The sequence below is a fragment of the Cellulomonas sp. ICMP 17802 genome, assembly GCF_041295535.1.
In the GTDB taxonomy this organism is placed as follows: domain Bacteria; phylum Actinomycetota; class Actinomycetes; order Actinomycetales; family Cellulomonadaceae; genus Cellulomonas.
Genome location: NZ_JBGFQZ010000017.1, coordinates 1 through 14,639, shown reverse-complemented (window position 1 = coordinate 14,639; position 14,639 = coordinate 1). Strand labels below are relative to the sequence as shown.

Sequence of the window (14,639 nt, the reverse complement as noted above, 5' to 3'; positions counted from 1 at the left end):
CGGGGGTCCGGGGGATCATCGTGCGATGAGCGGCACAGGCGACGGCGGGGCACGCCGACCCCGGCGACCGGCGATGCTCGACCCCGCGCAGGCCGACGAGCTGCCGGGCGGGTACGACCCCGCGCTGCGCAACGAGGCCGCGCACACCACCGCCGCGGCGCTGGTGCACGGGGGTCGCGCGAACACCGACCCGGAGGTCGTCGCCCGGCTCGTGTCGCTCGTCGAGACCGAGGGCCTCGACGTCGTCGCCGCGCTGTGGTCCGAGAGCCCGGCCGACACGCTGCCCGGCGCGCTCTGGCGGCTGTACGTGCTGCGCGAGTGGGTGCGGCGCGACCCGGCGACCATCGCCGACCGGTACCGGCTCGGCGTGACGGCCGCGCCGGTGCACGACGTCGTGGCGGGCGTCGCGGACATGGCCGGCCCCGCGGACGTGCGGGCGGTCGCGGACGCGGTGCTGTCCGGCGTCTACACGGGTGATCTCGACGTGGCCCTCGAGCGCGCGGCGGCCTTCTGCCGGGTGCTGGCCACGGGCGCCGCCTTCGACGCCGACCACCTCGACGACGTCGACCCGACCGGGGCCGTGCGGCTCACGCGCGGCGCGGCGTCGCTGGTGCGGACCGCCGAGGAGCTCGAGCACGCGGCGTCCCTGTGGCGGGCGGACCGGCTCGAGTGATCGCGCAGGGGTGAACCTGCAGGTGGGGCGCGGCTGGGCCGCGCGTCGGCCGCCGACCGCCGCTCGCGGGGCCGTCGCCGGGCGTACGATCGCTCTCGACGTCGGGCCGCGGTAGCCCCGGGCTCCATCTCAAGCCGCTTCGAGCGGCCACGCGCCGAGAGGCGCTCCGCGGTCCGGCGTCGCACGCGCTCCCCGGCTGGAGTGCGTCCCGCGGAGGTCATCCGGCTGTCACCATGTGTCCATGCGCACGTCGGCGTGCGTTAGGGATTACCCCGACCGTGACCTAGCCTGATTCCCGTCCTCCCACCCTGGTCTCTCCCACCTCCCGCCCTGCCCTCCGGAGCCTGCCGTGCGCCTGCGCCTCACCCCGCGCGACACCACGTTCTTCGACCTCTTCGCCGCTCAGGCGGTCCACCTCGTCACCGGCGCGAACCTGCTGGGCGAGATGCTCGGGGCCGACCGCTCCACCCGCAAGGAGATCGGCAAGAGGATCGCCGACGCCGAGCACGAGGCCGACGACGCGACCCACTCGATCATGCGTCGGCTCAACCAGACGTTCGTCACCCCGTTCGACCGGGACGACATCTACATGCTGGCCTCGAGCCTCGACGACTGCATGGACTTCATGGAGGAGGCCGCGGACCTCATCGTCCTGTACAAGGTCGACGCGCTGCCCGCGCGCGTGTCCGACCAGGTCCAGGTGCTGCAGCGCGCCGCCGAGCTCACCGCCGAGGCCATGCCGCGGCTGCGCTCGATGGACTCCCTGTCCGAGTACTGGGTCGAGGTCAACCGCCTGGAGAACCAGGCCGACAAGATCCACCGCAAGCTGCTCGCGCAGCTGTTCGACGAGGTCACCGACCCCATCCAGCTGATGAAGGTCAAGGAGATCGTCGAGAAGCTCGAGGACGCCGCGGACGCGTTCGAGAAGGTGGCGAACACCGTCGAGACCATCGCGCTCAAGGAGTCCTGAGCAGGTGGAGCTCGCGCTCGTCATCATCGTCGTCGCGTTCGCGCTCGGTTTCGACTACACCAACGGGTTCCACGACGCGGCCAACGCGATCGCGACGTCCGTGTCGACCCGGGCGCTCACGCCCCGCGCCGCGCTCATCATGGCGGCCGTGTTCAACCTGCTCGGCGCGCTGCTGGGCACGCAGGTGGCCACCACGATCGCCGAGGACATCATCAGCATCGGCGACGTCAGCTCCCAGGAGGCGCTGGTCATCGTGCTGTCCGGGCTGATCGGTGCGATCACCTGGAACCTCATCACGTGGCGGCTCGGCCTGCCGTCGTCGTCGACCCACGCCCTCATCGGCGGGCTCACCGGGGTCGGCATCGCGTCGGGCGTGACCGTGCACTGGGACGCGATCCTGGACAAGGTCGTCATCCCGATGGTGCTCTCGCCGTTCGTCGGGTTCCTGCTGGCGTTCCTGCTGATGGTGGGCGTGCTGTGGCTCGTGCGGAACTCCGCGCCCGCCCGCACCATGCGGCGGTTCCGGCTCGCGCAGACGGCGTCGGCGGCGGCCATGGCCCTCGGGCACGGCCTCCAGGACGCGCAGAAGACCATGGGCGTCATCGTCCTGGCCCTCGTCGCCGGCGGGTACGCCACCGGCACCACGATCCCGCTGTGGGTCAAGCTCTCGTCCGCGCTCGCGATCTCGCTGGGCACCTACTCGGGCGGGTGGCGCATCATGCGCACGCTCGGCCGCAAGATCATCGAGCTCGACCCCGCGCGCGGCTTCGTCGCCGAGTCGGTCGCCGCCTCCGTGCTCTACACCAGCGCCTACTGGCTGCACGCGCCCATCTCGACCACGCACACCATCACGTCCGCGATCATGGGCGTCGGCGCCACCAAGCGGCTGTCCGCGGTCCGCTGGGGCGTCGCCAAGAACATCGGCACGGCGTGGGTGCTGACCATCCCCGCGTCCGCGCTCACGGCCGCCTGCGTCTACTGGGTGCTCAACCCGATCCTCGGCTGACGCCTCGGTCAGAGCTCGTGCGGCCGGTGGGTCTCCGTGGCCACCACGCGCGGCCCCTTCGGCGTCTGGGCCACGTGCGCGACCAGCACCTGGGCCGGGTGCAGGAACGGGTCGGCGGCGGGGAGCGCGTCGGCGACCGGGCGGGTGGCGTGCTGGGCCAGCACGTCGACGACCGTGGGCAGCACCGGGCGGTGCGTGCACAGGACGACGTCGCCGGCCGACTGCAGCAGCCCCAGCACCTCGGCGGCCACGCGCGCGGGCGACGTCGAGTGCTGCGCCTCCGTGAGGATCTGCGACACCTCGGGCATGACCTGGGCGGCCTCGGCGTACGGCGCGATCGTCGAGACGCAGCGCGCCCACGCGCTGGTGACCACGCGGCCCACGCCGAACGTCGACAGCACGGAGACCAGCGCCCGCGCCTGCCGCGCGCCCTCGGGCGTGAGGGGCCGGTCCAGCTCGGTGCCCTTCCAGTCCGCGCGCCGACGTGCCGTGCCGTGGCGGGCTACGACGAGCGCGCGCGTGTCCAGGCGGCCCTTGTCGTAGGCCTCGACCAGCGTGGCCAGCGGTTCCCGGTCGTCGTCGCGCGTCAGCCGCTTGGCCGCCGTCGCCACGTCGAACCACCGGAGCTGGTCGATCTCCTTGGTCGACGCCGGGGGCACCGGCGGCCGGGCGCGCAGGGCCGCGGCGTCGGGTCGGCCGGCCACCTGCGCGGCCCAGTAGTGCACGCGCTTGCGGCGGCCGTCGGACAGCGGGTACTCCAGCCCGGGCAGCGGGATGCCGAGGACCACGTCGTGCCCGGTCTCCTCGGCCACCTCGCGCGTCGCCGCGGACAGGAGGGTCTCACCGGGGTCGACCTTGCCCTTGGGCCAAGACCAGTCGTCGTAGCGGGGCCGGTGGACCAGCGCCACCTGCAGCCGCCCGAGCCGGACGCGCCACACGAGGGCCCCGGCCGCCTCGACGAGGGCCGGTGCCTGGATCGGGCTCACCGTCCGGTGCCCGGCCGGCGACGCTGCCGGTTGATCAGCACGGCCTGCAGGTCCGCCAGCGGTCCGTCGGGGCCGACGTGGTGCCGCTCCCAGGTGCCGTCCTGCTCGAGGCGCCACGACGACGTGCCGACGTCCATCGAGTCGTCCAGCAGCTCGACGAGCTCGCCCACCTGGTCCGGGTCCGACACGCGGACCAGGGCCTCCACGCGGCGGTCGAGGTTGCGGTGCATGAGGTCCGCCGAGCCGATGTAGACCTCCGGCCCCTCGAACGTCGCCTCCTCGGGCAGGGTCGACGCCGCGAAAGCGAAGATGCGCGAGTGCTCGAGGAACCGGCCGAGGATCGAGCGGACCCGGATGGTCTCGGACAGGCCCGGCACCCCCGGGCGCAGCGCGCAGATGCCGCGGACCACCAGGTCCACCGGCACGCCCGCCCGCGACGCGCGGTAGAGCGCGTCGATCGTCGCCTCGTCGACCATCGAGTTGACCTTGATCTTGATCCACGCGGGGTGGCCGGCGCGTGCGGCGGCCGCCTCCCGGTCGATGCGCTCGATCAGGCCGGCCCGCACCGAGCGGGGGGCGACGAGCAAGCGGTGGAACCGCGACTTCGGCGCGTACCCGGACAGCTGGTTGAACAGGCGGGTGAGGTCCTGGCCGACCTCCGGGTCGCTGGTGAGCAGCCCGAGGTCCGTGTAGAGCCGGGCCGTCTTCGGGTTGTAGTTGCCCGTGCCGATGTGGCAGTAGCGGCGCAGCCCGTCGGCCTCCTGGCGCACGATCAGCGACAGCTTGCAGTGCGTCTTGAGCCCGACGATCCCGTAGACCACGTGCACGCCGGCCTGCTCGAGCTTGCGTGCCCACGAGATGTTGTTCTGCTCGTCGAACCGCGCCTTGATCTCGACCAGCGCCAGCACCTGCTTGCCCGCCTCGGCGGCGTCGATCAGGGCGTCGACGATGGGGGAGTCGCCCGACGTCCGGTAGAGCGTCTGCTTGATGGCGAGCACCTGCGGGTCGGCCGCGGCCTGCTGCAGGAACGTCTGCACCGACGTGGAGAACGAGTCGTACGGGTGGTGCAGCAGGATGTCGCGCTCGCGGATCTTGGCGAACATGTCCGCCGGCGTCGCGCTCTCGACCTCGGCCAGCTGGCGGGGCGTCGACGGCACGAAGCGCGGGAACTGCAGCGCCGCGCGGTCGAGGTCCGCGATGAGGTTGAGGCCCGTCTGGTCCAGCGGAGCGGGCAGCTGGTAGACCTCGTCCTCCGCCATGCCCAGCTCGCGGATGAGCAGGTGCCGGATGCGCGGGCTGATGCTGTCCGCGATCTCGAGCCGCACCGGCGGGCCGAAGCGGCGGCGCAGCAGCTCCTTCTCCATGGCCTTGAGGAGGTTCTCGGCGTCGTCCTCCTCGACCTCCACGTCCTCGTTGCGGGTGACCCGGAACGTGTGGTGCTCCTGGACGACCATGCCGGGGAACAGCTGCTCGAGGTGCTCGGAGATGACGTCCTCGACCGGGACGAACGACATCGGCCCCTTCTCGGGCGACGCGGCCTGCACGTCCGGGGCGCTCGGGCGGCCCGAGGCGTCGACGGCGATGAACCGGGGGAGCAGCGGCGGCACCTTCACGCGCGCGAAGTGCTCCTTGCCCGTGGCGGGGTTGGTGACCACGACCGCGAGGTTGAGCGAGAGCCCCGAGATGTACGGGAAGGGGTGCGCCGGGTCCACCGCGAGCGGCGTGAGCACCGGGAAGATCTGCCGGCGGAAGAACTTGCGCAGGCGGTCCTGCTCGCTCTCGCCCAGCTCGTCCCAGCGGACCAGCGTGATCCCCTCGTTCGCCAGCGCGGGCTGCACCTGCTCGGAGAACACGGCGGCGTGCCGGGCCATCAGCCGGTGCGCCTCCTCGCTGATCGACTCGAGCACCTGGCGCGGGGACTGGCCCGACGCGGCCGTCACGGCGATCCCCGTGGCGATGCGGCGCTTGAGGCCGGCCACGCGCACCATGAAGAACTCGTCGAGGTTGGACGCGAAGATCGCCAGGAAGCGCACCCGCTCCAGCAAGGGGATGTCCTGGTCCTCCGCCAGCTCGAGCACGCGCTGGTTGAACGCGAGCCACGAGAGCTCCCGGTCGAGGAACCGGTCGTCGGGCAGGGGCTCGGCCTCGATCACCGCCTCGTCGAGCTCGAGGACCGGGGCCGGGTGCACGTGCTCGGCGATGTGAGCCGCCAGGGACGGGTCGATGGCAGTGGCGTCCGTCATGCGCCCATCGTGACACCCGCAGGTGAACTCTTGGTATCTGAACCGAACATGACGTCGACCGCGGACCGCACGAATCCCGCCCGCTCGTAGGTGTGCACGGCGACCGTGTTCTCGGCCCCCGTGTAGAGGATCGCCGTCGCCAGGCCGCGCGCCGCCAGGTGGTCGAGCCCCAGCGCCGTGAGCGCGCGACCCAGCCCGAGGCCCTGCGCGTCCGGGTCGACGCCGACCACGTAGATCTCGCCGACCGGATGGTCGCCGTGCTCGCCCGCCGGGTGCACCTTGGTCCACACCGAGCCCAGCAGGATCCCGTCCCGCTCGGCCAGCAGGAAGCCCGCCGGGTCGAACCACGGCTCCGCCTCCCGGGCGCGCAGGTCCGCCGACGTCATGCGGCCCTGCTCGGGGTGGTGGGCGAACGCGCGCGAGTTCACACGGCGCCACGCGTCCTCGTCGTGACCCGGGACGAAGGCGCGCACGGTCACGCCCGGTGGCAGCACCGGCGCCACGACCGGTCGGGCGGTGAGGTCGAGCCGCATCTGCAGCAGCTCGCGCACCACCGGCATCCCCGCGTCCTCGGCGAACGCCCGGGCCGGCGGAAGGTCGCCGTGCGCCCAGACCCGCAGCGTCCGGTCCCGCACCGAGGCGGCCTCGGCGTGCGCGCGGGCCAGCAGGGCCCGGCCGACTCCCGCCCGGCGGTGCGCGGGGTCGACCACCAGCTCCGCCCGGACCGAGGACTGGGAGCCGACGTCGAGCTGCGCGTACCCGACCAGGCCGTCCGGTCCCTCGGCGCGCAGGTGGATCACCGGCGCCTCCGGCTCGGTCAGCCACAGCAACGGCTGCTCGGACAGCGGCGCCACCCCGTCGGCGGCCGCGGCCCGCTCGGCCAGGGCACGGACCGAGGCGGCGGTATCCGCGGTGAGCGGCCCCGCCGTCCCGCTCACGACGACCCGCGTGGACACCTCGTCGACCATGGGCCCCATCCCACCACGCGGCGGCTCCGGTGCGGGGCTCCCCGTCGGGTGAGCGTCGCGGTCGCCGGGAGCCCTGGCGGGCCGAGCGGGTACGTTGGTCGGGCCATGGACCCCTCCCCGAGCTCCCCGATCGCGACCGACGGGACCCCGGACACGCGCCGGTCCCGGCGGGCGCGCAGGTCCGCTGCCGACCAGGAGCCGGTGGACGTGACCGTCGTGGTCGTCGGCGCCGGCCAGGCCGGCCTGTCCGCGGCCTACCACCTGCGTCGCGCGGGCCTCGTCGCGGTCGGTGAGGCCGGCTGGGAGCGCGCGGGCGCGACGTTCGTCGTGCTCGACGACGCCCCGCAGGCGGGCGGCGCGTGGCAGCACCGGTGGCCGGGCCTGACCATGGCCGACGCGCACGGCGTGCACGACCTGCCCGGCATGCCGCTGCTCGTGCCCGACCTCGACGAGCCGGCCGCGTTCGCGGTGCCGTACTACTTCGCGCAGTACGAGGAGGCCTTCGACCTGCACGTGCAGCGGCCCGTCCGGGTCGAGCGCGTCGAGCCCGAGCCCGCCGGGGACCGCCTCCTCGTGCGGTCCCGCAGCGTCGAGCGGCCCGACGAGGCCGTCGTCTGGCGCGCGCGGGGCCTGATCAACGCGTCGGGGACCTGGCAGAAGCCGTTCTGGCCCGCCTACCCCGGGCGCGGCGGGTTCCGCGGCCGCCAGCTGCACTCGCACGACTTCCGGCTCCCCGAGGACCTCGCCGACGGCCACGTCGTGGTGATCGGCGGCGGCACGTCGGCCGTGCAGCTCACCCTCCTGCTCGCCCGCGTGACGACGACGACCTGGGTCACCCGCCGACCGCCCCAGTGGCGCGACGAGGCGTTCACCCCGGAGGTCGGCCGCGACGCGGTGGCGCGGGTCGACGAGCGCACCCGCGCCGGCTTGCCCCCGCAGAGCATCGTGAGCGTCACCGGGTTGCCGCTGACCCCCGCGTACCGGGCCGGCATCACCGCCGGCGTGCTGCGCGCACGGCCCGTGTTCGACCGGATCACGCCCGACGCCGTCGAGTGGGACGCCCCCGACGCCCCCGGCGACGGCTGGGTGGGCGGACCGGCCCGCGTCGAGGCGCGCACGCTGCTGTGGTGCACCGGGTTCCGGGCCTCCCTCGACCATCTCGCTCCGCTCGGCCTGCGCGCGCCCGGCGGCGGCATCGTCATGGACGGCACCCAGGTGGTCGCCGACCCCCGGGTCCAGCTGGTGGGTTACGGCCCGAGCGCCTCCACCGTCGGTGCCAACCGGGCCGGCCGCGAGGCAGCCCGCAACCTCCGGGGGCTCTGGGAGGCCTGACCCACAGGCCGCCCTCTCGAGCGCCCACAGCCCGGCCGCCCCGGGCTCACCCCATGTGCGAGGACGCGAACACCAGCCCGTAGGGGATCGCCGCCCGGGCCATGTTCCACGTGTGCCGCTGCCCGGGCTCCTCGCGCTGCAGCACGTCCTGCCCGCGCGCTGCGAGGTCCTCGGCGATGGCCGTCCCGTGGCGCCGGGGGTCGCCGTGGTCGAGGCCGCCGATGTCGACGAACAGGGCGACGTCGTGGGGGAGCGGAACCGTCGGGGCGTAGCGGACGACGTCGTGCTCGTCCCACTCGGCCTGGGTGGCGAGCATGACCCGCCCGCCCGCGCCGGGATTCCCGTAGGGCTCGATCGCGAGGATCGTGCCGTACAGGTCCGGGTGCCGCAAGCCCTGGTCGAGGGCGCAGAACCCGCCCGACGAGAAGCCGCCGATCGTCCGGTGCTGCCAGTCCGCCTCGGTCCGGAACTCCCGGTCGACCCAGGGGATCACGGTGTCCGACAGGTAGGTCTGCACCTGGGAGCCGCCCGTGGTGGAGTCGAGGCACTCGGTGTCCGCGGCGCCGCGGCCCGTGCCGTTGACGTCCACGCCGACGACGATCATGGGCTGCACCAGGTGGTGGGCGAGCAGGACGTCCATGACGTGCGGGACGTCGCCCGCCGCGAACCAGTCGCCGCTCGCGCCCGGCGTGCCGTGGACGAGGTAGACCACGGGGTACCGGGTCGTCCCGCTCTGGTACCCCGGCGGCGTGTAGACCCAGGTCAGGCTGTCCTGCGGCATGCGGTCGGCACCGGGCGCCGGCACGTGCGCGGACTCGACGCGGCCGGCGTGCGCGTCCCCGGTGTGCGCCGACGCGGTCCCGTGCCGCAGCGCCGCCGGTGCCGGGCCGATCCCCCAGCTGGAGAGGGTCACGCGCGCGCCGGCAACGTTCGGCACGTAACCCACGACGATGTTGGCGACGAACCCCGCGGTCAGCGCCACGGCGAGGGCCGCGGCGGTCCACTGGGGCCACGCGGCCCGGTGCCCGGCCCGGCGCCGGACCGCCCACAGCACCCCCAGGCCCGCGAGCACCACCAGCGCGAGCACCGTCCACCACGAGCTGATCCAGTCCCCGCCGCCGCCCAGCTCCCGCAGGACGGAGGCGGGCAGGTGGCTGCCGGGCGGGTCGTCCGCTCGGACCATCGGTGCCCTCCTCGCGCTCCGCACAGCTCGGGGACCAGCCTGCACCCTCCCGCCGGGACCGGCCGGACCGGCACACTGGGCGCATGACGGCAGCCCCCGCCCTGTCGATCCACTCGGCACGGGCCGCGATCGAGGAACAACGACGCCGCGCCCGGGTCCGCGCGATCGCCTCGCGCGTCGTGCTCGTCCTGGCGTTCCTCGGGCTGCTGTCGGCGGTGGTGCACCCGCTCTGGAAGCGGATGGGCTTCGTGCGCGACCTGGTGCCCGGCCTGGTCGAGCACACGGCCCGACCCACCCTCGTCCTGGTCTCGGTGGTGCTGCTGCTCACGGCCCGCGGGCTGCGGCGCGGGCACCGGCTCGCGTGGATCGCCACGATCGTGGCCCTCGTGCTGTCCGCGGTGCTGCACCTGGTGAAGGGGCCCGACATCGTCTCCGCGGTGCTCGTGGCGGTCAGCGCCGGCTGGCTGGCGACGCGCGGCAAGGCGTTCCCGGTGCTCCCGACGCGGCACGCGGTCCGGCAGGCGATCCTCGGGGCGGTCGTGGCCGTGGTGCTCGCCGTCGCCCTGCTCGTCGCCCTCGTCGTCTGGGTGGTGGTCGCGGAGCCCTCCGACAGCGAGATCGACCACCTCGGCCGGATCCTGGCGCCGGTGACCTACCTGCTGGCCGTCGGGTCGCTGGCGGCGCTGCTGTGGTCCCTGCTCTCGCCGCGCCGCCCGCACCCGCTGAGCCCTGCGGACCACCGGGAGGAGCGCGAGCGCGCGCGGCTCGTGGTGCAGGCGCACGGCGGGGGCACGCTCGACTACTTCGCGCTGCGCGACGACAAGGACTGGTTCTTCAGCGGGTCGTCCGTCGTCGCGCACTCGGTCCGCGGCGGCGTCTGCCTGGTGTCGCCCGACCCGATCGGCCCGCCCGAGGAGAAGATCCTGGCCTGGGCCGAGTTCCTCGACTACGCCGACGACTACGGCTGGTCGGTCGCCGTCATCGGGGCCGCCGCCGACTGGCTGCCCGAGTACGAGTCCAGCGGCCTGCGCACGGTCTACCTGGGCGACGAGGCGATCGTCGACTGCCCGACCTTCACGCTCGAGGGGCGCTCGCACAAGTCGCTGCGGCAGGCCGTCAACCGGATCACCCGGGCCGGGTACGTCACGACGTTCCACGACCCGGCGACGATCGACCCGCAGCTGCGGGCGCAGATCCAGGCGATGAGCGAGGAGTCCCGGCAGGGGGACGTCGAGCGGGGCTTCTCGATGACGCTCTCCCGGCTGTTCGAGCCCGCCGACACGGGCCTCCTGCTCTCCGTCACGCGCGACCCCGCCGGCCGCGTCGACGCGTTCTGCCAGTGGGTCCCCGCGACCGACATCGGCGGCTGGTCGCTCGACGTGATGCGCCGGCGGACCGACACCGAGGGCCTGCCGAACGGGCTCATCGACGCCACGATCGTCGCGACGATCGCCCACCTCGCGAGCCGCGGCGAGCGGGGGCTCGGGCTCAACTTCGCGATGATGCGCGAGGTGCTCGAGGGCGACCCCGAGAGCGGCTCCCGGATGGACGCGCTGGCCCGACCGATCCTGCAGCGACTCTCGCAGGGCACCCAGATGGGCACGCTCAGCACCTTCAACGAGAAGTTCGACCCCGGCTGGGTGCCGCGGTACGTGGTGCTCGACTCGGTCGAGTTCGTCGCCACGCAGGCCCTGGTGCTGGCGGGGGCCGAGGGCGTGACCGAGATCCCCGTGATCGGACGGTTCCTGGGCACCATCGGCGCAGCGCCGTGACGCTCGCGGTCCTGGCGGCGGTCGTCGCCTCGATCGCCTACGGCGTCAGCACGATCATGCAGGCCGTGGCGACGCGCCGGACCGCCGGGCTCGCCGTGGTCCGGCAGCCGCTGGTCATCGCCGCGTTCGCCGTCGACGTGCTGGCGTGGCTGCTCTCGCTCGTCGCGCTGCACCGGCTGCCGCTGTTCGTCGTGCAGGCGATCATCGCGTCGTCGCTGGTGGTGGTCGTGGTCCTGGCGCGGGTCGTGCTGGGCACCCGGATGCGGCCGGTCGACCGGGTCGCCGTCGTGGTCGTGGTGGCCGCGCTGGTCGTCCTGTCCCTGGCGGGCGGCGACCAGCCCGCGGTAACCCCGCCGGACGGCTTCGTGCCGACAATGCTGGTGGTCTCAGTCGTGCTCGCGGGGGCCTTCGCGGCGGCCTACCGGCACGGGCCCCCGCTGCTCCTGGCGACGATCGCCGGGCTCGGGTACTCGGCCGCCGCGATCGCCGCCCGCGCCGCGCACGCCTCCGGCGGCCTGGTCGACACCGTCCTGCAGCCCCTCGTGCTCGTCATCGTCGTGACGGGTGTCGTGGCCGCGCTCGCCTACCTGCGGGCGCTCGAGCGCGGGCCCGTGGGGGCCGCCGCCGCGACGGTCTCGGTGCTCGAGGTCGTCGTGCCCGGGATCGTCGGCATGGTCGTGCTGGGCGACGTCGTGCGCCACGGCTGGGACGTCGCCGCCGTCGTCGGCATCGCCGCGGCGCTCGCCGGGTGCATCGCTCTCGCGACGAGCCCGGCGAACGCCGCGGCGGAGGCGGTCAGTCCGCGGACGTGAGAGGGCGGGTGCCGCGCTCCGGCTCAGTCCTCAGGTCCTGATGTCGGGCTCCGCTCCGGCTCAGTCCTCCTGCTTCGCGCCCGGGGCGGACAGCCCCCGAGCGATCAGGTCCATGACCGACGAGTCCGCCAGCGTCGTGGCGTCGCCCACCTGACGGTTCTCGGCGACGTCCCGCAGCAGGCGGCGCATGATCTTGCCGGACCGCGTCTTGGGCAGCTCCGCGACCACGAGGATCTGCCGGGGCTTCGCGATCGGCCCGATCTCCTTGGCCACGTGGTTGCGCAGCTCGGTCTGCACCGCGTCGGCGTCCTGGTCGCCGCCGCCGGCGTCGCCCCGCAGGATGACGAAGGCGACGACGGCCTGCCCGGTGGTCTCGTCGGCGGCCCCCACGACCGCCGCCTCGGCGACCCACGGGTGGGACACCAGCGCCGACTCGATCTCGGTGGTGGACAGGCGGTGACCCGACACGTTCATCACGTCGTCGACGCGGCCGAGCAGCCAGATGTCGCCGTCGTCGTCCTTCTTGGCGCCGTCGCCCGCGAAGTACAGGCCCTGGAACCGGGACCAGTACGTGTCGACGTAGCGGTCGGGGTCGCCCCAGATGCCGCGCAGCATGGACGGCCACGGCTCGGTGAGCACCAGGTAGCCGCCGGCGCCGTTGGGCACGGAGTGCGCCTCGTCGTCGACGACGTCCGCCCCGATGCCCGGCAGCGGCACCTGCGCCGACCCCGGCTTGGTCTCGGTCACGCCCGGCAGCGGGCTGATCATGATCGCGCCCGTCTCGGTCTGCCACCACGTGTCGACGATGGGCGCGCTGTCCCCGCCGATCACGCGGCGGTACCACATCCACGCCTCGGGGTTGATGGGCTCGCCCACCGACCCGAGCACCCGCAGGCTCGACAGGTCGAACTGGGCCGGGATCTCCTCGCCCCACTTCATGCACGTACGGATCGCGGTGGGGGCCGTGTACAGGATGGAGACCTTGTACTTCTGGATGATCTCCCACCAGCGACCGCGGTGCGGCGTGTCCGGGGTGCCCTCGTAGATCACCTGCGTGGCGCCGTTGATCAGCGGCCCGTAGACGACGTACGTGTGGCCCGTGATCCAGCCGATGTCGGCCGTGCACCAGTACACGTCGGTCTCGGGCTTGAGGTCGAAGACGTTGCGGTGGGTGTACGCCGCCTGCGTGAGGTAGCCGCCCGTGGTGTGGAAGATGCCCTTGGGCTTCCCGGTGGTGCCCGAGGTGTACAGGATGAACAGCGGGTGCTCGGCCTCGACCGCGACCGGCTCGTGCTGGTCGCTCGCGGTGTCGACCGCGTCGGACCACCAGACGTCGACGTCGGCGTTCCAGGCCACGTCCTGTCCCGTGCGCTTCACGACGAGCACGTGCTCGACCGACGGCGTGCCCTTGGCGAGCGCCTCGTCGACCGCCGGCTTGAGCGCGCTGGGCGCCCCGCGGCGGTAGCCGCCGTCGGCGGTGACCACGAGCTTGGCCTGGGCGTCGTTGATCCGGCTGCTCAGCGCCTCGGCCGAGAAGCCGCCGAAGACGACCGAGTGCGGGGCGCCGATCCGCGCGCACGCGAGCATGGTGACGACGGCCTCGGGGATCAGGGGCAGGTAGATGGCGACTCGGTCGCCGGTGCCGACTCCGAGCGCCGTGAAGGCGTTCGCCGCCTGGGACACCTCGCGCTGCAGGTCCGCGTACGTGACCGTGCGCGTGTCGCCGCCCTCGCCCTCGAAGTGCAGCGCGACCCGGTCGCCGTTGCCCGCCTCGACGTGCCGGTCCACCGCGTTGTACGCCGCGTTGAGCGTGCCGTCGGCGAACCAGCGGGCGAACGGGGCCTTCGACCAGTCGAGGACCTCGTCGAACGGCTTCTCCCAGCTGAGCAGCTCGCGCGCCTGGTCCGCCCAGAAGCTCGGGCGGTCGGCGTTGGCCCACGCGTACAGGTCGTGCTGGGCGTTCGCCTGGGCGGCGAACTCGGGGCTCGGCGGGAAGCGCCGGTCCTCCGTGAGCAGGTTCTCGAGGCCCGGCTCGTGAGGCTCGGGCGTGGTGTCGGTCAACTGACGACCTCCTGTGCAGCGACGTCGGTGCAGGTGGAGCCCGGGGGCCCGGTTCCGCACTCTAGCCGCAGACCGGCACCCCCACGCTCCTGCGTTCAGGCGCGGTGACGCTCGCGGAACTCCCCGAGGTGGACGCCGCGCCGACGGGCCGACGCGGCCACGAGTCCGGCGAGCAGCAGCAGGAAGCCGACCGCCAGCACCATGCCCGACGTGCCCGCGACGGTCACCTGCGTGACCGTGAGCCGCCAGCCCGACGACGTGAGGATGTTGAGCGTCTGCTCGCGCGCGATCGACGGGGCGTACAGGTAGACCAGCCCGGCGAGCGACAGCGCGGCCCCCGCGGTGATCGGCACGGCCGGCGTCCACAGGGCGAGCAGCAGCACGCAACCGAGCAGCAGCAGGCCGAGCGAGACCAGCACGATGCCGAGCACCTCGGTCGACGCGTCCCAGCCGTCCACCTGGGCCGCCAGGATCCGCGACTCGCCCAGCAGGAGCACGCCGGCGCCGACCGGTCCCAGGATCAGGCCGACGAGGATGCCGAGGATGTGCGAGCCCACCGACGTGGTGCGCGGCGCGTTCGGGTCGGGGAACAGGCGGTCGTCGTCGGCGGCCGGCTCGGCCGGTGTGATCGGC

Annotated in this window: 12 protein-coding genes; 6 read left to right on the top strand and 6 right to left on the bottom strand. The window is 73.7% G+C overall.

The window, feature by feature from the left end; genetic code table 11:
- The first annotated feature begins 73 nt into the window (after positions 1–73).
- The 3 genes from AB5970_RS13050 (at position 74) to AB5970_RS13040 (ending at position 2,649) form a co-directional block, all read left to right on the top strand.
- A complete protein-coding gene (locus tag AB5970_RS13050) occupies positions 74–673 on the top strand; it encodes a hypothetical protein (RefSeq protein WP_370504435.1) in 600 nt (199 codons plus the stop codon).
- Between the two features lie 349 nt (positions 674–1,022).
- Entirely contained in the window at positions 1,023–1,643 is a 621-nt protein-coding gene (locus AB5970_RS13045; protein WP_370504378.1) for a DUF47 domain-containing protein, read from the top strand.
- Between the two features lie 4 nt (positions 1,644–1,647).
- A complete protein-coding gene (locus AB5970_RS13040) occupies positions 1,648–2,649 on the top strand; it encodes an inorganic phosphate transporter (RefSeq protein WP_370504377.1) in 1,002 nt (333 codons plus the stop codon).
- Between the two features lie 8 nt (positions 2,650–2,657).
- Here the strand turns inward: AB5970_RS13040 and AB5970_RS13035 are convergent, their stop codons facing one another.
- The 3 genes from AB5970_RS13035 to mshD are packed head-to-tail and all read right to left on the bottom strand — an operon-like array spanning position 2,658 to position 6,846.
- Positions 2,658–3,635, bottom strand: a complete 978-nt coding sequence (locus AB5970_RS13035; RefSeq protein WP_370504376.1) for an NUDIX hydrolase — start codon at positions 3,633–3,635, stop codon at positions 2,658–2,660.
- Positions 3,632–5,878, bottom strand: a complete 2,247-nt coding sequence (locus AB5970_RS13030; protein ID WP_370504375.1) for an RNA degradosome polyphosphate kinase — start codon at positions 5,876–5,878, stop codon at positions 3,632–3,634. The genes AB5970_RS13035 and AB5970_RS13030 overlap by 4 nt, the downstream gene beginning before the upstream one ends.
- Positions 5,875–6,846: a mycothiol synthase gene (gene mshD / locus AB5970_RS13025; protein ID WP_370504374.1), complete on the bottom strand. Its 972-nt coding sequence runs from the start codon at positions 6,844–6,846 to the stop codon at positions 5,875–5,877. Before mshD ends, AB5970_RS13030 begins: the two co-directional genes overlap by 4 nt.
- A gap of 105 nt (positions 6,847–6,951) precedes the next feature.
- On the opposite strand from mshD, the gene AB5970_RS13020 reads away from it, so the two are divergent.
- Positions 6,952–8,178, top strand: a complete 1,227-nt coding sequence (locus tag AB5970_RS13020; protein ID WP_370504373.1) for an NAD(P)-binding domain-containing protein — start codon at positions 6,952–6,954, stop codon at positions 8,176–8,178.
- A gap of 46 nt (positions 8,179–8,224) precedes the next feature.
- Here AB5970_RS13020 and AB5970_RS13015 read toward each other — a convergent pair whose 3' ends face one another.
- Entirely contained in the window at positions 8,225–9,361 is a 1,137-nt protein-coding gene (locus AB5970_RS13015) for an alpha/beta hydrolase (RefSeq protein ID WP_370504372.1), read from the bottom strand.
- Between the two features lie 83 nt (positions 9,362–9,444).
- On the opposite strand from AB5970_RS13015, the gene AB5970_RS13010 reads away from it, so the two are divergent.
- Together AB5970_RS13010 and AB5970_RS13005 are read left to right on the top strand one after the other, a co-directional pair.
- Positions 9,445–11,133, top strand: a complete 1,689-nt coding sequence (locus AB5970_RS13010) for a bifunctional lysylphosphatidylglycerol flippase/synthetase MprF (protein WP_370504371.1) — start codon at positions 9,445–9,447, stop codon at positions 11,131–11,133.
- Complete coding sequence (locus tag AB5970_RS13005) at positions 11,130–11,945, top strand: hypothetical protein (protein WP_370504370.1); 816 nt, start codon at positions 11,130–11,132, stop codon at positions 11,943–11,945. The genes AB5970_RS13010 and AB5970_RS13005 overlap by 4 nt, the downstream gene beginning before the upstream one ends.
- 60 nt (positions 11,946–12,005) lie before the next feature.
- On the opposite strand, the gene acs is transcribed toward AB5970_RS13005, so the two are convergent.
- Positions 12,006–14,006 (bottom strand): acetate--CoA ligase, encoded by a 2,001-nt coding sequence (gene acs / locus AB5970_RS13000; RefSeq protein WP_370504369.1) that lies wholly within the window; start codon positions 14,004–14,006, stop codon positions 12,006–12,008.
- A 95-nt stretch (positions 14,007–14,101) separates the two neighbouring features.
- A partial coding sequence (locus AB5970_RS12995) for a hypothetical protein (protein ID WP_370504368.1) occupies positions 14,102–14,639 on the bottom strand: 538 nt, incomplete at its 5' end.

Coding starts and splice junctions, on each gene's coding strand:
- AB5970_RS13030 (WP_370504375.1), bottom strand. CDS start 5,878: ATGACGGACGCCACTGCCATCGACCCGTCCCTGGCGGCTCACATCGCC.
- mshD (WP_370504374.1), bottom strand. CDS start 6,846: ATGGTCGACGAGGTGTCCACGCGGGTCGTCGTGAGCGGGACGGCGGGG.
- AB5970_RS13050 (WP_370504435.1), top strand. CDS start 74: ATGCTCGACCCCGCGCAGGCCGACGAGCTGCCGGGCGGGTACGACCCC.
- AB5970_RS13015 (WP_370504372.1), bottom strand. CDS start 9,361: ATGGTCCGAGCGGACGACCCGCCCGGCAGCCACCTGCCCGCCTCCGTC.
- AB5970_RS13010 (WP_370504371.1), top strand. CDS start 9,445: ATGACGGCAGCCCCCGCCCTGTCGATCCACTCGGCACGGGCCGCGATC.
- AB5970_RS13020 (WP_370504373.1), top strand. CDS start 6,952: ATGGACCCCTCCCCGAGCTCCCCGATCGCGACCGACGGGACCCCGGAC.